This is a genomic window from Bacteroidota bacterium, assembly GCA_016706865.1.
In the GTDB taxonomy this organism is placed as follows: Bacteria; Bacteroidota; Bacteroidia; order Chitinophagales; family BACL12; genus UBA7236.
Map to the genome: position 1 here is coordinate 2,371,861 of JADJIS010000003.1, position 20,640 is coordinate 2,392,500.

The 20,640-nt window shown below is 35.2% G+C and carries 15 protein-coding genes and 1 pseudogene; 8 read left to right on the forward strand and 8 right to left on the reverse strand.

What is annotated here, in order from left to right; all coding sequences use genetic code 11:
• Positions 1-66 precede the first annotated feature (66 nt).
• From IPI31_19350 to IPI31_19360, 3 genes and pseudogenes are all read left to right on the forward strand, one after another.
• Positions 67-815, forward strand: a pseudogene (locus IPI31_19350) (cyclase family protein).
• A gap of 79 nt (positions 816-894) precedes the next feature.
• Positions 895-3,132, forward strand: coding sequence for a T9SS type A sorting domain-containing protein (locus IPI31_19355; protein ID MBK7569975.1), 2,238 nt, complete (start codon positions 895-897; stop codon positions 3,130-3,132).
• Between the two features lie 25 nt (positions 3,133-3,157).
• Positions 3,158-4,714, forward strand: coding sequence for a hypothetical protein (locus IPI31_19360; GenBank protein ID MBK7569976.1), 1,557 nt, complete (start codon positions 3,158-3,160; stop codon positions 4,712-4,714).
• 187 nt (positions 4,715-4,901) lie between these two features.
• Here IPI31_19360 and IPI31_19365 read toward each other — a convergent pair whose 3' ends face one another.
• Both IPI31_19365 and IPI31_19370 read right to left on the reverse strand, forming a co-directional pair.
• Positions 4,902-5,561 carry a methyltransferase domain-containing protein gene (locus IPI31_19365; protein MBK7569977.1) on the reverse strand — a complete coding sequence of 220 codons (660 nt, stop codon included), beginning with the start codon at positions 5,559-5,561 and terminating at the stop codon, positions 4,902-4,904.
• A gap of 3 nt (positions 5,562-5,564) precedes the next feature.
• Positions 5,565-6,548 (reverse strand): glycosyltransferase, encoded by a 984-nt coding sequence (locus tag IPI31_19370; protein ID MBK7569978.1) that lies wholly within the window; start codon positions 6,546-6,548, stop codon positions 5,565-5,567.
• A 96-nt stretch (positions 6,549-6,644) separates the two neighbouring features.
• Here IPI31_19370 and IPI31_19375 point away from each other — a divergent pair, with 96 nt between their 5' ends.
• Both IPI31_19375 and IPI31_19380 read left to right on the forward strand, forming a co-directional pair.
• Positions 6,645-8,672, forward strand: coding sequence for a gliding motility-associated C-terminal domain-containing protein (locus IPI31_19375; protein MBK7569979.1), 2,028 nt, complete (start codon positions 6,645-6,647; stop codon positions 8,670-8,672).
• Positions 8,673-8,752: 80 nt separating this feature from the next.
• The gene (locus IPI31_19380; protein MBK7569980.1) at positions 8,753-10,363 is read left to right on the forward strand and encodes a T9SS type A sorting domain-containing protein; all 1,611 of its coding nucleotides are present in this window, start codon (positions 8,753-8,755) and stop codon (positions 10,361-10,363) included.
• A gap of 109 nt (positions 10,364-10,472) precedes the next feature.
• On the opposite strand, the gene IPI31_19385 is transcribed toward IPI31_19380, so the two are convergent.
• Positions 10,473-11,900, reverse strand: a complete 1,428-nt coding sequence (locus IPI31_19385) for a polysaccharide biosynthesis C-terminal domain-containing protein (GenBank protein ID MBK7569981.1) — start codon at positions 11,898-11,900, stop codon at positions 10,473-10,475.
• A gap of 131 nt (positions 11,901-12,031) precedes the next feature.
• Here IPI31_19385 and IPI31_19390 point away from each other — a divergent pair, with 131 nt between their 5' ends.
• The gene (locus IPI31_19390) at positions 12,032-12,451 is read left to right on the forward strand and encodes a hypothetical protein (protein ID MBK7569982.1); all 420 of its coding nucleotides are present in this window, start codon (positions 12,032-12,034) and stop codon (positions 12,449-12,451) included.
• Between the two features lie 523 nt (positions 12,452-12,974).
• Here IPI31_19390 and ssb read toward each other — a convergent pair.
• Positions 12,975-13,313, reverse strand: coding sequence for a single-stranded DNA-binding protein (gene ssb / locus IPI31_19395; protein MBK7569983.1), 339 nt, complete (start codon positions 13,311-13,313; stop codon positions 12,975-12,977).
• A 503-nt stretch (positions 13,314-13,816) separates the two neighbouring features.
• Between ssb and IPI31_19400 the strand changes: the two genes are divergently transcribed.
• Positions 13,817-14,176 (forward strand): DUF2116 family Zn-ribbon domain-containing protein, encoded by a 360-nt coding sequence (locus IPI31_19400; protein ID MBK7569984.1) that lies wholly within the window; start codon positions 13,817-13,819, stop codon positions 14,174-14,176.
• 27 nt (positions 14,177-14,203) lie between these two features.
• Here IPI31_19400 and IPI31_19405 read toward each other — a convergent pair whose 3' ends face one another.
• From IPI31_19405 to IPI31_19415, 3 genes are all read right to left on the reverse strand, one after another.
• On the reverse strand, positions 14,204-14,605 hold the full coding sequence (locus IPI31_19405; protein MBK7569985.1) for a hypothetical protein: 402 nt from the start codon (positions 14,603-14,605) through the stop codon (positions 14,204-14,206).
• Positions 14,602-15,513: a hypothetical protein gene (locus IPI31_19410; protein ID MBK7569986.1), complete on the reverse strand. Its 912-nt coding sequence runs from the start codon at positions 15,511-15,513 to the stop codon at positions 14,602-14,604. The genes IPI31_19405 and IPI31_19410 overlap by 4 nt, the downstream gene beginning before the upstream one ends.
• Positions 15,514-15,710: 197 nt before the next feature.
• Positions 15,711-17,264 (reverse strand): YifB family Mg chelatase-like AAA ATPase, encoded by a 1,554-nt coding sequence (locus IPI31_19415; protein MBK7569987.1) that lies wholly within the window; start codon positions 17,262-17,264, stop codon positions 15,711-15,713.
• A gap of 643 nt (positions 17,265-17,907) precedes the next feature.
• Here IPI31_19415 and IPI31_19420 point away from each other — a divergent pair.
• Positions 17,908-19,563 (forward strand): SBBP repeat-containing protein, encoded by a 1,656-nt coding sequence (locus tag IPI31_19420; GenBank protein ID MBK7569988.1) that lies wholly within the window; start codon positions 17,908-17,910, stop codon positions 19,561-19,563.
• A gap of 96 nt (positions 19,564-19,659) precedes the next feature.
• Here IPI31_19420 and IPI31_19425 read toward each other — a convergent pair whose 3' ends face one another.
• The gene (locus IPI31_19425) at positions 19,660-20,160 is read right to left on the reverse strand and encodes a hypothetical protein (protein ID MBK7569989.1); all 501 of its coding nucleotides are present in this window, start codon (positions 20,158-20,160) and stop codon (positions 19,660-19,662) included.
• Positions 20,161-20,640: the final 480 nt, after the last annotated feature.

Genomic DNA, 20,640 nt, shown 5'->3' on the forward strand with positions numbered 1-20,640 from the left:
AGAACAAAAATAAGTATTTTCAAAACAATCAAAAGGGGCTTATATTTCGATTTTAATTGAATTATTATGTTAGTTACTTATAAAGACCATCTTTTCGACCTCCATCAACCAATTGATATCTCTATTGCATTACATGAGGGAAAACAGTTGAATTGTTATTATGCCCCACCTTTCAGAACGGAAGCATTTATTGCAGGCGACTTTGTTGGAGATATGAAAAAAGGCGGGTTATTGAATTATAAAAATGTTTTTCTAAATCCACATGGGAATGGCACCCATACAGAATGTTATGCGCATATTGCCGATACTGAGCTCACTATTAATTCGGCACTTACTAAATTTCATTTTTTGGCTCAACTTATTACGGTGCAACCACAGGTTTCTGAAAATGGCGACCTTATCATCCTTAAAAAACAAATAGAAGAATCGTTTAACAGCGAAATGGAGGCGATTGTTATCAGAACGACCCCAAATTCGATTGATAAACTGAGCAGGGACTATAATAAAACAAATCCATCCTATCTTGATGTGGAAGCTGCCCGTTTTTTATGTGAGATGGGAATTAAACATTTATTGATCGATCTTCCTTCTGTAGATAAGGAGGAAGATGGAGGCAAACTTGCAGCACATCACAGTTTTTGGAATTTTCCCAAATCACCAAGAATGGATGCAACTATCACGGAATTGATATACGTGCTGATAATGTTTTGGACGGGATCTATCTCTTAAACCTGCAAATAGCTTCATTTGAGCTGGATGCAACTCCTTCTAAACCCGTTATTTTTAAAAAATATGATGCGGTTTCTATAAAATGATCTTTTAACATGAAAATAACCTTACCTGAACAGTGCCCAAGCACATAAAAAAGTATCTTTGCTGACTTTTAATTTAGCTATGAAAAAAATTCTACCTGCACTTGTTTTGTTTGTTTGCCTATGTCAAACATCATTTTCCCAGATCACTATAGCCGAAGCCAGAGTTTTACCCGGAGGAAGCGTGGTAACTGTTAAAGGCCTTGTTTTAAACGGTTCCGAGCTGGGGGATATCAGATATATTCAGGACAATACCGGAAATATTGCTGCCTATGCTCCCACTATTTTGGATGTTGTTTTGCGTGGAGATTCTATTCAGGTTACCGGACCTTTATTCAACTACAATGGGCTTTTAGAAATATCTACAGCAACATCTGTAACAGTATTAAATTCGGGTAATCCTTTGCCATCCCCAACTGATGTTACCTGTATTTCGGGATATGTAGAAGGATATGAGGCTAAACTTGTTCGTGTAAATGCAGCGTTGTTTGCAGATGCCGGCACATTTTCAACAGCTGGATCAGGTACTAATTACGACATTTCCGATGCGGCGGGAACTGCAGAAATTCGGGTTGTAACCACAACAAATATCGACGGAACTCCAATTCCGGTGGAGGAAGTGAGTATTACCGGTATCATGAGTCAGTTTGCTCCCGGAGGAACCGGAGGTTATCAACTGTTGCCGCGCGATCTTTCAGATATTTCAACCGGAGGAAATCCACCGGTTATTTCCAGTACGCTAACACAAACAGCTATTACCACGAGCTCATTTACTGTAAATTTTAATACAGTGAACGATGGAAATACAATTATTTATTACGGCTTAACAACAGCATTAGGATCAGTTACAAGTGATGCAGCGCTTACTACCGCTCATGCATTAGATCTTACGGGTTTAACTGCAGGCACTATTTATTACGTAAAGGCAGCCAGTGTTAGTGTTACTAACGATACTTCTTATTCTGCCATTGCTGCAATGGCAACTGCATCAAATTCCACGGGACAAATTAAAGTTTGGTTCAATAACACCGTCGACAATAGTGTATCTACAGGAACAAATGCAGTTTTTGTAAACGGAAGTATGGACGATACTATTATTAATATTCTAGATCATGCATTGTATTCTGTTGATATTTGTATTTACAATATCGACAATATCAATAATATAATAACTGCAATTAATGACGCATATGCAAGAGGTGTTGATGTACGTGTAATATGCGATAGTGGTGTGGATGATTTTAATTACAATGCGATAGTGATTGGACCTGGTAAAAAGAAAAAATCGCCGCCTGATGGCTCTACGAATGCCGATGGTGCATTTTTTGGTATCATGCACAATAAATTTATTAATATAGATGCAGTTTCCACCGATCCGGATGAACCTTGGGTTATTACAGGTTCTATGAATTATACGGATGATCAGATAAAAGTTGACAAACAAAATATTATTGCAATTCAGGATCAGAGTTTATCAAAGGCTTATAAAGCAGAATTTGATGAAATGTTTGCAGGAAATTTCGGACCAGATAAAACTAATAATACTCCGCATGAATTTATGATTGGAGGTAAAAGAGTGGAATTGTATTTTTCTCCGAGTGATGAACCGGAAACCAGGTTGATAGAAAAAATAAATACAGCTGATTTTGATTTGCATTTCGCAGTATTTTCGTTCACGCGTTTCAGTATCAGTTATGCAATTGAAGACGCAGTTTACGAACGCGGTGTTTTTGCTTCCGGAATCTGGGATCAAACGGATGCCAGTGATTCCACCGCAGTAAATGTTCTTGAGGATGCACTTGGGGATCGGTTTTTTAACTATTCAGGTTCTAATTTGTTACACCACAAATATTTGTTAGTGGATGCCAATTGTCCTCAATCAGATCCATTGGTATGGACAGGTTCACACAACTGGAGTTCCAGTGCAAATTCCCGCAATGATGAGAATTCGTTGGTTATCCACGATTCCACCACTGTTAATATATATTATCAGGAATATATGCAGCGTTATAAGGATGAGGGTGCAACGGAGTTTGTTGTGGATAGATGTGATTTTGTAGATGTAACAGGGAATGAAATTGTTTCTTCCATTCATTTATACCCGAACCCTGCGTCACAATTTGTTACAGTTCAAATTCCGGAATTATCGGGAAAAGGTGTTATCTTTATTTACGATTTTACCGGTAAACTAATTTTAACCCAGGATGCAAAAGGTCAATTTGAAACAATAAATATCGGTGAATTAAGGTCGGGAATGTATTTAGTTGTTGTGAGGAAGGGAAATAATAATTGGACTACTAATTTTATTAAAACATATTGATATATTCAAACCATAAATTAAGGCCATGAAAAAAACTCTCCTTTTTGTATCAAGTTTAATTTCAGTATTAATTATACATGCACAACCTTGTTTGCCTACAGTTTCTTATCCCATTACATGGGAAATTGAAGACAATTCAGGTAATAATTATGACCCAACAATTTATGGTGGAGCTACAGTTACCGGCGGTTACCTTCATATTGGATATAATGATGATGATTATATTGATATTCCGAGTGATGCATTAAATAATGTAGGGGATTTTACTATTCAATTTGATTTTAGATTAACAGATTTTAATTTAAGTGGAGCTTCTCCTACAAATACCTTGATTGCCGGTGCAAGCGATGTAGAAGAGTCGGAATTTGCCATCTCTTACGAAAAATCGATCAATGCTATTGTGGTGGCATTAAAGGGTTCGGGCAACATTTTTAATATTATATTGGAAGAAGAAACTTGGTATTGTTTGCAAGTTGTTCGAGATGGATCTGATGTTACTGTTTTCATTGATGGTGATGAGGTAGAAACTATAGAGATGAGCGATGAATTACTCGAAATTTCATTTCTTGAAATTGGTCAGGAATTAGATTGCCCAGCCGGATGTTTTGCAGTTAATCAATCATTGAATGGCGATATTGATAATTTCAGTATTTATCCATGTACATTTCAGGAAGCAAATTGCCAACCATTTATTGCTGCCTGTGATACCATGTTATTTTTTCCTTTTGATACCAATGTAAACGATTATTCAGGAAATGAAAACCACGGTATTGTTAACGGAGATGCAAATGTTGATCCTGGATTTCTCAACATAGGATATAACAATGATGATAATATTGAAGTTCCGGTTTCAGCATTGAATGGATTAAATGAATTCACGATCTCATTCAATTTTAAATTAAATGCATTTAATACTACCGGCACTTCACCAACCAATACTTTTATTGCAGGCACTGCAGCAGGTATAGAACATGAATTTGCTTTATCCTACGAAAAGTCCTCCAATGCATTTGAAATTGCGATACATAATATTGGCGGAATAATCCCTGCAACAATTAATGAAAACGAATGGTATTGCGTAAGTTTTAATTGGGAGAACGACACAGTATCCGTAATGTTAAATGGAGTTTTACTCCCCGATTATTTAGTATTTCCTGATGATCCCATTTCAGTAGCATTTTTGGAAATTGGACAGGAACTTGATTGTCTGGCCGGTTGTTTCGCCGAAAATCAAAGTTTAAATGGCTCTATGGATAATTTAATTATTATGGATTGCAATGAATTTATGGCGTGCAGTGAATTTCCGCTTGCAATTTTTGAGCAGGAAAATGTTTCTGGTATCAAAGTGTATCCAAATCCGGTTGCGGATGTGGTGAGGGTGGACTGGGGTGCCCAATTTATAAATCCATTAATACAAATTACTGATGTAAGAGGGATATCCGTTTTTAATAACGATATTAATTTAACTCAAGAACAGCATTTAAATATTAACGTTGAAAATCTTGTTCCGGGTGTATATCAAATCTCTTTGATTGATATACGATCAGGTTTAATTTCAACACAGTCTTTTGTGAAGTATTAATTTATTTTCTTTAAATATGCTATAAAGATTAACAAAATTTCTGCATCAAGTGTCGATATAAAACAGAAAGGAGTCATAAAGTAAGGAGTGGAACCTATCGGTAATGTTCTTTTCTTCTTTTTAACTCAAACATAATTTGCAGTAGATTAGGCTTCTAAATCTTGATATTTCTGATTTAATCGATATACTATGTTTGAATTGTTTTAATAGCCAATAATTGAAATGCTTTCTCGGGTTTATGCTTTACAAATAATTCAGTCAAATCTGAAATAAAATTCCATAAAAAAGCGGGTTTATATTTCACCTTTGCAAATGCCCCTCTAAGAGATTTTATGCCATTAACGCCAATAACTTTATAACCTCTGTCGACAAATTCCTGAGCAGTCCACCCTGAAAGATGAACTTGCCATGGATTATTTTCCCTATCACCTTGGGGCAGGAAGCCATTTGGAGTGTAAATAATAACCTTTTTTGATGCTATTTTTTCAATCATATCCAATAAATGTAATCCATCACCCTTTTCAAGATGTTCAATAAGATCTAAAGCCACCACAATATCAAAACTTTTTGATGGAAACTCCTCTCCCACTTTTAATACATCCAGTTTCTTATAATCATTGTGAATTTTTTTCACCTTGCTTTTTTCGAGACTAGGCTCAAATGCATCAACTCCTACGCAATATAAATTCTTGTTAAAGGTTTGTACGGGCGAATTAGCTCCGCAACCCACATCCAATAAGTTATTTAACCCCTTCACTTCCCTTTCAATAATTACATCATATTTAGAAAAAAAAGCTTTGTAGGTATATCGGTAAGATTTTCTTAAATATTTTATTAATACAAACATAAATTATATTGGGTATTTTTTATTATTAAAATTACCTTTTAAGCCATCGTTAGTAGCTTCTAAAAATCTTCTGTAATTGAATTGTTTTCCTGTAAAAAAGGCAAGTAAAGATAAATAGTTGGAATAAATAATTCTATTGAAAGTGAAAATAAAATTGTTACTTACCAAATGCAGTTTTTGAAAAAAAACAAAATTCCTTATGGAGAAATATACTTTATTATTATCTACACTAAGTATGTTTGAAGAAAAGGTATTTGATTGTTTAGTTTGCCATGTTTGTTCGAGGTCGCTGATCCTAGCGTTTTCAATTAGAAAAATAGCCCCTCCGGCTTCAGTAATTCTATAAGTAAATTCAAAATCATCGGCATAAACAAAAAACCGTTCATCAGGCAATCCTATCAATTTAATCAAATCTTTGTGGAAAAAGAATCCTCCATAGGGAGCGCATGGAATTACAAAGTTACTTGAATGGCTCTTTCTTGTAAGGAGATTTAATTTTTTAACCAACTTAAAATGCAATTTAAATATATGAAAGCCCAAAAATGCATTTTTCTGTGGGAAATTCCACTTTATTGGTTCACCTTGAATAACATTAGAAAGATAGCTTCTATCTGTGCGAAAAGGCATTAATGCAAAATGTTTAAAATTACTATGTGATTGGAGGTGTTCATATTGGCTTTGGAGTATTTCTAATGTATTTGTTTCAGGTAGGTTATCATCATCCAACAGCCAAATCATTTCGCAATTTTGTTGATTACAGGCATATTGGATACCGGTTTTATACCCCCAGGCTGAACCTTTGTTTACGGCAGAATTAATAATAAAAACATTCGGATTGTTCAGCACCAAATTTATTTCGTTCACGGAGTACTCAGAATTGTTATTAATTATTACTAGTTGTAATGAAGTATATGTATTAAAAAAAAATAAGATCTGCTCTAAAAATTGTTTCCTATCACCATATGTAACTATAATAACGTACGTCATCTTTTATATATATTAAATTTTTTAAAGTAAGTCTTAAAATATTTGTTGCAAATCACTATGGCTAACTCGGGTCAAAGAAAGGAATAAATTATTAAAGTGACCAACTCGACCGGATTTATGATAAATAGTATAACTTTGGAAGCATTTACTATGAAAACCCGAATTTCGTTTGCAGTGCTATGGTTTTTTAATTACCTCGCCTATTCCCAATTGGCCTGTGATTTTTTTGACGATTACTCCGATCCTGCACCGTGGACCAATGTCTATATCTATCCCGGCATTGCTCCATGCAGCTTAGACCCTCAAACCGGAACCTTGGAAGTTACTGGCGGAGAGGTGGTTTTTACAAATGTGAATGATGGCAATGACACCAGGATTCATCGCGATCTTGGCTTTACTTTAAGTGATGATGCATGGACCGCCAATTTCGATTTCAAATCCACCGATATTGGTGAGGGGTTAACTCCAAGGGTTGGGCATGTGATATTTGCTTTATCGGCTGGCACAAATTGCCCCTTTAATGACTCAACCTATCATTGCGATATTAGTGACCAGGATGGAATTACCGTTTGGTATTTGTCAGAATACGACCCTGTGCCCTCTACAACAGGATTTTATATTTATGCCAAGGATGGCACCTCTTGGGTAAGTTCCTGGGGCATCGATTGGGTAACGGCGGAAGTAGGTCAGCAATATTATCTTACTTTAAAAAGAATTGCAACCGATTTTGTAACTCTTGATGTTTATACTGATCCGGATAGAACTATACTGGAAGGATCAATTGAATGTTTTGAAATTCCGGATGACATTACAGACCTGAATGTACTTCAGCATGGAAATGCACCTTGGGGATTTTATTTGAGAACATTAACAGGTACAATGGATAATACATGCATCTATGATAATATAACTGAAACAGCCTTTATCATTGGTCCTGATTCTGTTTGTTCTTCTGAGATCGCTGAATATTCAATAAGTTCCGGAGCCGGTAGTATCGAATGGGATTTACCCTTAGATGTTACCTATTCAGAAGTTGGTTCAAATACCATTGAAATAACTGATTGGGGCGGATTAAGTTTTTTAACTATTTCTGCTGAAATTACAACTGACTGCCAAACTTCAACTGTAACATTTGATGTTTTTGTTGCGGCTTCTATTTCCATAAGTGAAACTTTCAATATTTGCGAGAATGATACCATTTATGTGTTTGGTGCAGCAGTAAGTGATGCGGGAATTTTTATTGATACTATTCCTGGAATAGGTACCTGCGATTCCATCCATACTATTATAGTGAATATGGTAGATACAATTGAAACATCTGAAACTATTTTGATCTGTATTAATGACACCATTTTTATTGATGGAATACCTGTTTCAGATCCAGGCACATATTTTCAATCATTTATTAGTATAAATGGTTGCGATTCTATTCATACTATCGTTGTAGAAACTCAAGATACAATATTCACAACAGAATCAATTACAATATGTTATGGAGAATCGGCATTAATTTTTGGAAACACGGAGACAGAGCCTGGAGATTATTATGGCTATTTTAACTCAATAAATGGATGTGATTCGGTGCACACAATTAATTTGCTCGTTCAACCCCCTATTGAGGTGGATTTTATAGAGGACACATTGGTAACGGATGGAACAGGAATTATACTTGATCCAATAATTACAGGTGTTAGTTCATCAATTTCATGGTTTCCCAGCACCTCTTTAACATGCGATGATTGCCTGAACCCAAGTGCGTTTCCAACCGAAAGCGGATGGTATTATATTACCGTAATCGATGCAAATGGATGCACTTCTTTAGATAGTATCTACATCCTTGTTGATTTTGATTTTACAATCCTTGCACCGAATGCATTTTCCCCAAACGGTGATGGTATTAATGATGAATTTAATGTTTTTGGATCTTCCGAATGTAACCTTATTTATTTACGAATTTATAACCGATGGGGAGCACTTATTTTTGAGTCGATTGATATCAATATAGGTTGGGATGGAATTTATAATAATATTGAACAGGAAATCGGCACTTATGTTTATGTAGCGGAAGGAAATTGTGATGGAGTTACTGTGCAATTAACAGGAACAATTACACTAGTAAGGTAGATTGTATTTTAATAACTCATCTGCGAACTCAAATACAAAATTTATCCAAAAATCTTTATAATACGAACAATTTTAATATTATGAAAAAAATAAAATTACTTTTTGTTATCCTGATTTTAGTTAAGAATGTTTCCGGACAATTTATTGCAGATTACAAAAGCTTGAGCGGGGAAAATATTCAGTTTAATGCTGTACAGGCTTATGGCGATAATTATATGGTTGCCGGCTCAGAGGGCAATAAAATATTACTTTGCGAAATTGATTTAAATGGAAATGTTCTTTCAAGCAAGCACATAACTGTAATAGATGAATCAACCTACCCTGGAGTAATGTCGATGATTGTTGATTCTGATGGAAGTATAGTTTTAGTAGGTTACCGCGAATTTACTGTTTATACATCAATAAGTTTTGCAATTAAATATGATTTTAATGCTGGAATTATAAAATGGATTAAAACTTTTGAAAATCCTGGTAGCTATTTTCACAAAGTAATAGAAAAAGGTGCAGGAGGTAATTATATAGTAGCGGGTCAGTCGTTTAATCCGCCAAATGGTGAAGAAGGCATACTACTTTCGCTTAAAAGAAATAATGGTGATTTTACTATAATTAATAATTCAAATTTTAATGTAAATTCAGAAACATATTATGGGGTTGTATATAAGGAAGGAAAATATTATACATGCTCACGATATACATTTGCTACCGGAGGCTCAACAAAATTGAGAGGTTGCCTAACTAAATTCACTAATACCGGAACTGAGATTTTTACAAAGGCATACATTAGGAACATTACAACGGATGCGGCAAGACTTTATGCATCCGACCTTGTAAATTTAAATAATAGTTTATATATGAGCATTCATGGTGATGAAACAAGCTCTGATGTAAATCAAGACTTGTTTTTAATGAGGTCGAATTTAAATGGAGTTGCCACATGGATAAAGAATTATGATCTTACTAATTATAGTGAGGATGGGGGATGGAATGGATTAGAGATTGATAACAACAAAATTTTTGCATTTGGAAACCTTAATGATGGAACACCTGATAATAAAGGCAAAGTATTTATCATGAGTCTTGATACTACTGGAAATTTAAATTGGGCGAAAAATTATCCTTTTGAAACCAGTAAAACATATAATCATACTGATGCTATACTGGCTACAAATTCTAAACTTATTGCAGTTGGTAGTTTGTTTGATGATGAGTCAATGTTACAAAAAGGAGTCTTTATGATTGTAGACCAGTCTGATGGCTCTCTTTCAGAGGGATGTGATATAAATGAGCCGGTTACAATTATCAATAAAACCAAAACTGCTTATTCATCATCCCTAACTCCCATGTCAAATATTTACTCAATCAATTCACCAACAAAGATAAATGGAGTATCTGATATTTATCTTGATCTTAAGACTTGTGATTCCATTATAAATGTTAGAATTGAAAACAAATTAAACTCAAAAATATACCCTAACCCAATATCAAATAATATTAATCTGGAATTTACTTACACAAGCGATTACAAAATTGCAATTTACAATAATAGCGGCCAACAAATTTATAATACTTATTTTGAAGATGCAGATCACTTAACGGTTCAAAGTATAAATTTCCCTAAAGGGCTTTATAATATTGTAATTACAGATTTGATCAATAATACTAATATAACAGAACGAGTGGTGAAACAATAAGGTAGTTAACTTTAAGATCGATAGCCAAAATTTATTATCGTAACTAATTTTAAAAACACAATTGAAAATTATCAATTTATTCTACCATTGCTAAATTCTCTTTAAATATTTACCGCTTAAATATTTTTTTCAATTCCCACATTTCCTTTCTATACACAAACCCGACTAAAATTATAGCTATAATCATTTGATAAACAACAACTTGCAACTCATTAAGTGATTCCATACGAGTAAGCAGTACTACCATTCCGCAATATACTAAAGGCATCAATATCATCTTAACCGTATTAAAACGGAAGGTGAAAACTCTCCTACTTTCCCACCAAATGAATATCAATTGTAAGGGTTTTACGAGGAAGTAACTCCAAACTGCTCCATAAATACCAAAATATTTTATCAGTATAATACCGGAAACGATTTGAATAATAGCAGAAATTAGTAAAATTCGGGGCAATACTTTTGTCCGTTTGAAATAAAGTATTGGATTTATTAAGGTATTATATAATCCTCTAAATGCAAAACTTGCACAAACAATCGGGATAAATTCAATACTTAAATGAAAATCCTCTTTAATAAAAATCCGAATAATAAATGGCAAAACCAAAATATTGATGGCTATCACTAATATATTAAATGCACTGAATACATGGTTATATCTGTTTTCTTCTGCAGAACTTTCTTTAATTGAATTACTTTTCCACAATTTATAAATGCGTGGATTGATTGTGCTTAGAAGGCCTAAAGCGGCATATTCAATTATTAATGTACATGTTAACGCAAAATTATATGTGCCGACATCCGCAGAAGTATTAAAACTTTTTAAAATAAAATTATTAATATACCCTAAAACCCAGGTTAACAAACTAAAAATCACAATAGGCGTAGCGTAATTCCGAATTTCTCTTATGAAAGGAATTTTAAAGGAAATCCCAAATTCCCGCAAGCCAAAAAATAGCGTTAAAAGAAATATTAACCCCCCTGATAAAAACCGCCCCCACATTGGCCCGGTAAGTTCAAATGGAAATTGATAAATTAGTATTAGGGAAATAATAACAGTTACACAAAAATTAAATAAACCCAATAAAAAGTATTTTACAGGTTTATCTCCAAATACCTGTAAATTAACATATGTCCGAAAATATCCATTAAAAAATGCCGTAATTACACTCATAAAACCATATGGGAAAAAATTTATATCCCCTTCAGGGAATATTAATTGAAATAAAAAATAACCCAATACTGAAAATAGTAAAATGAGCAACAATCCATTGATTATTATCAATCCGGAAACAGAACTTAAAAAAGACCGCAATTTTGATTCATCTGTATGGTCGTAATAATGCACCGACAAATAAGTGTCAATACCAAAGTTCATGAGTATTTGAACAAATAATGTAAAGGAGATAAAAATTGCTAATTCTCCGTATAAGGAGAGACTCAAATTCGTGGTATAAGGTATCAACAACACCAACCCGCTCAATAGTGGCAAAGCCCCTCCCGCTGATATAAAAAATGCCGATTTTAAAAACTTCTTCAATAGGAATTGCTGTTCCGACAAAAATAGGGATTAGAAGGCATTGTTTGGCGAAAGCAATCAACATGCCTTATAACCTAAGGTTGCACATTGTAAAATTCAACACTATTAGTATTTTTACAAAAACAAACACTATGAAAAATCTTACTTTAATTACCCTTTTTGGATTATTGCTTACAGGATGCAGCAATTATGGCACTAAACTCGATTTCGAAGGAGATGAGTTATACTATAAAGAACCGGTAACCGAAGAAGTTGCTACCAATGTGGCGCAATTTTTAAAGGATTATCAATACTTTACCGGACAAGGGTTCAGCGTTCAGGTGCTCAATGAAAATGGATACCGTATTCGGTTTGTAACCAAGGAAGGCGTAGAAAATGATGAAGAAGTAACAGGAGGATTTAAATTCCTGCTCATCGACCTATGTAATGCAGCCCTTAAAGGTGAACCGGCCGATATTGATCTTTGCGATGAACAACTCAAAACAAAATCAAGTATTACCTATACGGAGGCTAAAAGCTATATGGAGCAAAAATTATTGGAAGCTCAATAAACTTACATTGAAATTTGCACAATGCGTTCTGATTACTATCAAAACACATTGTGCTTTTTTATGGATTAAATCAAGCGAAATCAATTTTGTTAAAGGAAAAAAAGAGGAGGAACGCAGAAAAGAACAACACACAAATTCCTGCGCCCTCCAAGGGTATAACCATTACCGTGTAGAAGAAATCGTTACCTTTTTTGTCCATTAGGTCATACCCATCTACCTATGTTGAATTAATTGTTTTATTAATTGAACAAAAACCCACCAATTTTAATCGCGGCGAAATATTTAAATAAATGCCATCGCGTTAAATTTCAATAAAACTACCTGCGTATTCTCTATTCCCTTAAAACATGTCAATCATTGCACAAAGAATCCGACAGGTAGTTGGGGGTTATCATGAAAAAATGTATTTGAAATGCCGGGTGAAGTTTTGTTGGATAAACAAATCCTGATGATCGCAATGATCTTGATCAGGAAGGACGTCGTGATCTGCAGAAAATATCCGACTCCTCTTTATTTTCCGATATCACTTTTTATGTGATACGATCAAAACATCATTTGCCTGCACTTCGGTTATATATCTTTTAATATCATTTTTATCTGTGTAATTACGGTTGATCAATTTCCCGTCAATCACTACTTCTATACCTTTTACAAGATATTTTTCAATAAAGGTGGCGGTTCTACCCCATGCTATTACATGATGCCATTGGGTCTCTGTTACCTTTTCTCCTTTAGCATTTTTGTAGGAATCATTGGTAGCAATACTAAATTTTGCCAATTTCGAATCACCATTAACCGTTTTAACTTCCGGATCACCTCCCAGGTAACCAATCAATTGTACTTTGTTTTTCAAGCTGTACATGTGTTTAATTTTTAAATTTTAAATAATATTTTTCCCTTTTTTAAGGAAGTCATTGTATTTCTCACAACTGACGAAGCAAAGATGCATTGGCTCATTTTCACCAACAAATTTTAACCGTTTAGTTGCGGATATAAACGATTATAAGCGGTTGCAAGCGGATAGAATAAGGTGAGTAGTGAAGTGAGTGGTGAGTATGCTCCTACCTGAAAAAAAGTTAATTCTCAAAATCAAAGTTCCAACGGCACCTGTATCGGACTCACGCCTCTCGATTGACGATTCACGAAAATGAGTAATGAGTAATGAGTTATGAGTTTGCACTCGACTACTGACTAATGACTATTGACTCCTGACTATTGCCACATACCGGATTCACGAATGACGATTCACGGTTCACGATTCACGCTCACATTTGCAAATCCCATCCGCTTCATTATATTTGTTCTGCTTTTATCCAAAATAGCAACCTTAAAAACAAATGTTTAACCCTAAAATCTTGTTTATCAATGGAAATCAAAAACTGCCCGGAGTGTGGCCGTGCTATTATCGGCCGCCTCGACAAAAAATTCTGTAGTGATCTTTGTCGTCATTCATTTAATAACCGCCGTCGTGCAGAATCCGGTAGTTATATCAAAAATGTAAATGCCATTTTGCGAAAAAACAGAACGGTTCTATCTGAATTAATTCCGCTCGAAACAGCAAAAATTTCACGGAATAAATTATACGACAAAGGATTTAACTTTAATTTTATTACATCTCTTTACACCACTAAAAAAGGAACCATTTATTATTATTGTTATGAATTTGGTTATATGCCGATTGATAACGATTACTTTTTATTGGTGAAGAGAAAGGTGGAGGAATAATGAAATTCTATTAGCATACAAGTAAATTCATTTGTATCTTTTTACCTTTTCAACTGGAATATTGGATGCATAATATCTTATACCTGAGGATTGCTCATGCTTGATAATTCTATTGAGATAATAAATGTCAATCCTAATTTCATTGATTGGTTCCTGTATATCGTGAAGTTTACCATTTACGCTGATCTTGAATTTATTAGTAAACTGATCCTTATTTAGCAAATAATTACAGGCAAGCCCGGTAGAGTAATTCGTAGTTATTATCGTATCTAACAATATCTCATTTTGAGAATTCAATACTTGAATAGTATCGTGATCATAATCTACTGAAAAGCAGAAAATAACTTTTTCTTTTTCCTTACAACTTATAAAATTAATTAAGGTGTAAAAGGCAAAAAATAAGAATATAATGATACCTCGTATTCTCACTTAGAAGTAGCAATTATCTTCTCCCCCTTCGTTCCACTCACCTTCTCCGTTACCATTGTTTCTTTTTCACCGTTGATAATAATATTATCTACATCTATCGTGTATTTATTATCCGGTTTTTCTATATCCGATTCAAGCGACGAAGCATTAAATTCATATTCAGGATCTGTAGTTTGTTCCTCAACATTATTTTCAGCAATAGTAACTTCTTCATCTTCCAATGAATCATAATTTTTGAATGAATAAGCATATTCCGACAATAATCTAACCTCACCCAAAGCACCAGGATCGTATATAGCCACTCCTGCACTTAAATGCTCCGGATAATCACCTATTCCCCATCCTGCACTCGTTGTTTCAATATAATAATAATATTTATTGCGATGCTCAAATGCTGCACCATTAATTTCATATCTCAAGGCAATACCAACTCCCATATGTTTATCGGGTGAAACAAGAACCACATCAAAACCCAACTCTCTTAGTATAGCTTCCAATAAAATGGCCGTGTCCTCACAATCGCCTCCCTTATCAATTAAAGTTTCTATCGGATATCGCGGATATTCATAAGTGCCATCATTTTTATATCGCATAGTTTGTATAAAAGAAATAATGCACTCAACTGTTTGCCAGTCGCTGTATTCATTTTCAGCAGCTATCAGTTTAAATTCTTCGGCAAACTTTTGTATTACCGGATAACTTGAAGACTCCTCCAAATAATACAAAAAATTGCTGTAAACCCGTTGCTGACCTTTATAATAATTATAAGCCGATTGGTCGAAGCTATAATTAATAGACAACAACTTGTTGTTATACGACCAGGTGTAAAGTGTTTTAATTGTTGCCGCATTTGCAGCTGAAATGGAAACAATAAATACAAGTATTAACGCGGTAATCCTTGCTGACATTTTTCTTTTTACCATACAGTGGTTTAAAGTAATCGTTTCATTTCATTTTGCAGTTTAAACAATAAACTTGCCAAAAGAAAAATTTATTGTTTTACTTCAAAAAATTTATTCACCAAATTTATATCATATTGATTTACAACAGTAATAGATCTCAACACTAAAAATTGTGAATTGTCCCAAAAAAATGTCGGCCATACTCAGGCCGCCCAGGTCTCCCTATCCAAACTCCTATACTGTATAGCCTCTGCCAAATGCTCCACTAAGATATCCTGCGAACCCGAAAGATCAGCAATAGTGCGACTTACTTTTAATATTCTATCATAAGCCCTGGCACTTAATCCCAGTTTATCCATCGCCTTATTCAACAAAGTTTGTCCCGCCGTGGTTATCACACACAATTCTTTCACCTGTTTCGAACTCATCTGCGCATTACTGTGAATTATACCTTCCGAAAACCGTAGCTCCTGAATTTTTCTCGCAGCAATCACACGCTCCCTTATCATTTCACTTCTTTCTCCTTCACTCGTTCCTGATAATTCTCTGATATTTACCGGCGTTACCTCCACATGCAGATCTATCCTGTCGAGCAATGGGCCCGAAATTTTATTCAAATATTTTTGAACCACTCCCGGCCCACATACACATTCCTTATCAGGGTGATTATAATATCCGCACGGGCACGGATTCATAGCAGCCAACAACATAAAATTTGCCGGATATTCAACCGAAAATCTTGCGCGAGATATCATCACTTTTCTTTCTTCCATCGGTTGGCGCAAAACTTCGAGTACATTCCGTTTAAATTCCGGAAGCTCATCCAAAAATAAAACTCCGTTATGTGCAAACGATATTTCACCCGGCTGCGCATTTGTTCCTCCTCCCACCAACGCAACATCACTCACCGTATGATGCGGATTTCGAAACGGACGAATATACATCAGCGAAGAATTCACCGGCAATTTTCCGGCAACCGAATGTATTTTAGTTGTCTCCAACGCCTCATATAAACTTAATGGAGGCAAGATTCCTGGAAGTCTTTTTGCTAACATTGTTTTTCCAGCTCCCGGCGGACCAATTAATATTGCATTATGTCCGCCCGCAGCTGCAATTTCCAATGCACGTTTTATATTTTCCTGTCCTTTAACATCGCTGAAATCAATTTCACTAGTACCCAACTGATTAAAAAACTCCTCTCTGGTATTTACAACAACTTCATCCAATTCAATTTGATCGCACAAAAATTTTACCACCTCATCAATATGTTCAACTCCATATACTTTCAGGTCGCTGACAATTGCAGCTTCTCTTGCATTTTGTTTCGGAAGAATAAATCCTTTATAACCTTCTTTTCTCGCTTGGATAGAAATAGGTAATGCACCCTTAATTGGTTTAATCGTACCGTCCAGCGATAATTCACCCATAATAATATAATCCGATAATTTATCTATCGGAATTTGTTCTGATGATGCAAGTACACCTATCGCAATCGGAAGATCATAACTCGTTCCCTCCTTCTTTACATCTGCCGGCGACAAATTAACCACAATGCGTGTTCGCGGCATAAGATAATCGTTGTGTTTAAGCGCTGTTTCCACACGATGCCAGCTCTCACGAACCGCACTGTCGGGAAGTCCTACCATAAAATATTTGATTTCTGCATTAGCACCACCGAGTGTAACATTAACTTCTATGGTGACAGTAAAGGCATTTACACCGTGCACGGCGCTGCCAAAGGTTTTAACAAGTTGCATGTAAACGTTTTTAAGCGGATAAATAAATTGAGCGGATAAATCAGGGCAAGTAAATAAACAAAAAATAATATTTGACTCTGGGAAAACAATTTTAATATTTTAAGTGCAAGGTAAACAAAAAAAATAAGAAATCAATTTGTCCTCAAAAACTATAGCATAATAAACCGCAAAATTTCAGGGGTCTCCTAAAATAATTAATTATCCGGTAACAACTTATTTTGGGGATTTATTTAAATAATTTTTTAATAATCCTTTCGTTATTTATCATTAAAAAAATCCTGAATAATTCCGTTTTTATTTAAAACTCTTTGTAATTAAATTGTTCGACTCAATTATTTTATTATTGATTAAATTTTAATACCTGTTCAACACATTTGATTGAAATTAAAAAGGGATCCAATTCCCATCTCTGTTCAAATTTTGATCCGGTAAACAGTTTGGGGCTACAAAAACCCATTTAATATCCAATTTTTTAGTCGCTAAAATCTCCCCACTTAATTTCTTTTGAAACTCTCTGTCTTCAAGCCTTCCGTATAAAAAAACTGCCTTCGGATTCTAAGTTTGGCCATCTTTTTTGTTTTATACAGATACCATCTCAAAATACTTTTGCTCTTGTTAATTCACTTTTTAAAAAAATAAGATTATGAAACTCAAACTTACATTATGTTTGCTCGCGGCAATTACGCTGGCAACTCAACTTCAGGCACAAACCTTTCAATGGGCTAAATCCGGTGGAAATATCGACGAAAATTTTTCCCCTTCATCCGTTATCGACAAGTCTGGAAATACATGGTCCACTGTAAATTATAGCGGCACTTATAATTTAAGCGGATTTGAATTTACATCCGCCGGTAGCCAGGATTTCATTATTTCGCGATTCAACAAAAATGGCAACTGTGTTTTTGCAGTTAACTGCGGAGGAGCTGAAGCCGACGCAGCACTTTCGGTTGAAATTGATCAGGCAGGTAGCGCTTTGATCATTGCAGGAGCATTTAATGGAACTTTCAATATTCTTGGACAAGTTTTGGTTGCAAACGGATCGGGAGATGCGTTTGTTGCCTCCATGGCCTTTGATGGCACACTTAATTGGGTAAAACAATTAGGTGGTCTTGATTACGATGTTTACGAAGATGTTGCAGTTGACCGCTTTGGTTATATTTATGTTACCGGCTATGTGGAAAGCGACATAACATTTGCCGGATCTACTTGGCTGGGCGACGGCTGGCCCGCAATTATTGTTTCCAAGTATAGTCCTTCAGGTGTTGAAATGTGGCTTCGCAAGGGAGATGGAATAGATGGTTCAGATTGGTCAATGTTTGGAAAAATTGAAGTGGACAATGATCAGAATGTATATTACGGCGGAATTTTTTACGGACAATTAAATTTAGGCGCCTTCACAATGTTAGGCGGAAACCCGCATATGTTTTTTGCGAAACTCAATACTTCCGGAGTACCTGTTTGGGCAAAAGATCTGGGTGATTCAGGTGGCGCATTTTATTGGGACATGGATATAGACCGCAGTGGAAATATTTATGTTGGCGGACAATTCGGATATGAAATGACATTTGGTGGTGTAACGCTAAATACTCCGGAAGTTTTTGGCAACAATGGATTCTTAGCTCGGGTAAATGGAACCGATGGATCTTTCGGATGGATAAAACAAGTTTTATGCGATGGAAATAGTCAAATTCACGGAGTAAAAGTTATTCATAAAAATCTTGTGGTTGCTGTAGGCGAATATCAAAATTCAGCTTCCTACGACGATCTGTTATTATATAATGATGCATTGCCTGAATACGATGGAATGCTGATTAAAGCCAACACTGCAACAGGTGCAGGAGTGCAAACATTTGCATTTAATGCCGATGCGTATATGACTGCCCAACAAGTAGGTTTCGACAAGGTAGGAGATATTTATATAACAGGAGGGTATAAATCTACACTTACTTTAGAGGGCACAGAACCGCTAACATCCTTAGGTGGTTATGATGTTTTATTCCTTAAAATCAGTGGTCTGTTGCCGCGCGAAGAAAATGAAGAAACAAATGAATTAGAAGTTTTATCTGATATCTCAATTCATCCGAATCCAGCGGTTGAATCCATTACAATTTCATTTCAAAATAGTTTAACAAATAAAGACTATATAAAAATAATCGACATACTTGGAAATGAAGTATTGGTGAAAGATCTGGAAGGAATAGAAGAAACTGAAATTAATATCGACATATCAAGTTTGGCACCCGGAATTTACTTTGCAACAACAAGAGAGTGGAGCACGCGTTTTTTGAAAGTGAATTAAACGATCTTGCTGCCAGGTCCCGCTGAATCTACAGCAGGACTTTTTTTATTAAATCGGAGCCCCTCTAACTACTATATACTAAATACTATATACTATTTATTCAAATCCCCATTCCGTTCCATTCATCATTGCCGCAATAGTAATTACATTTTGTGTTTTCCGAATCAACAACCAATAATCTTTATCCGTTGCAAGAAACCATTCCTTTTCTGCAAAATCCGTTGAGCGAAACATTCCACCAAATTTTGAATCAGCATAAACATCTGCACCAGCAACATCATTAAATTCAAATTTTAATTCATATAATGGCCTATTAATATTTTTACCATCCTGTGGAGTATCAAATTTATAATAAATTGTTTTTACAGCATTATTAGAAAGAGTTTCCGTGAAAGCGATAAATGAATACGCGAAATTAACATCGCGAACCATTTTAGAAGTATCCTTTTGCAATTGAAAATCACTTATTCCCATTCCTATTTTAATATCACCTGTTCCATCAGGCATAAACATTTTAGGATCTTCGGTCTTAATTATTTGTGCAAAGCAATTTGCAGCTAAAGCAGTTATGGCAATCAGGGTAAATATTTTTCTCATATCAGAAATAACTCCGTCAAATATAAGAAACCTCCAAATAAAAAAACAAAATGAATTTTATGTTTGAAATAATTTGGGCGTTCCCTGCGGGCCGGGCTTTCCGCTGCAACTCCTCGCCTCGTGCCTCGGCTGTGGGGTTTCCGCTACAATCCCTAACGCGGAGTATCATGTATCTGGAATCAAGTATCAGTTACTAGGATTTGAGTTCGGGGTTCTGAGTTCGGGGTTCTGAGTTCGGGGTTCTGAGTTCGGGGTTCCGAGTTCGGGGTTCTGAGTTCGGGGTTCTGAGTTCGGGTACTATTCGGAGGAAATTCACTCGGGCGTGAATTTTTTGATGCCTGCCCGGCCGCTGACGGGTTCTTTATTCCTTGTTCGATACCTGTCCGCCCTTTGGCGGATTCGATATTGTTGTTCTACTTTTTGGAAATATTACCTAACAATATACCATTGTTATCTATAAAAATTTCGCAAGAAATTTTA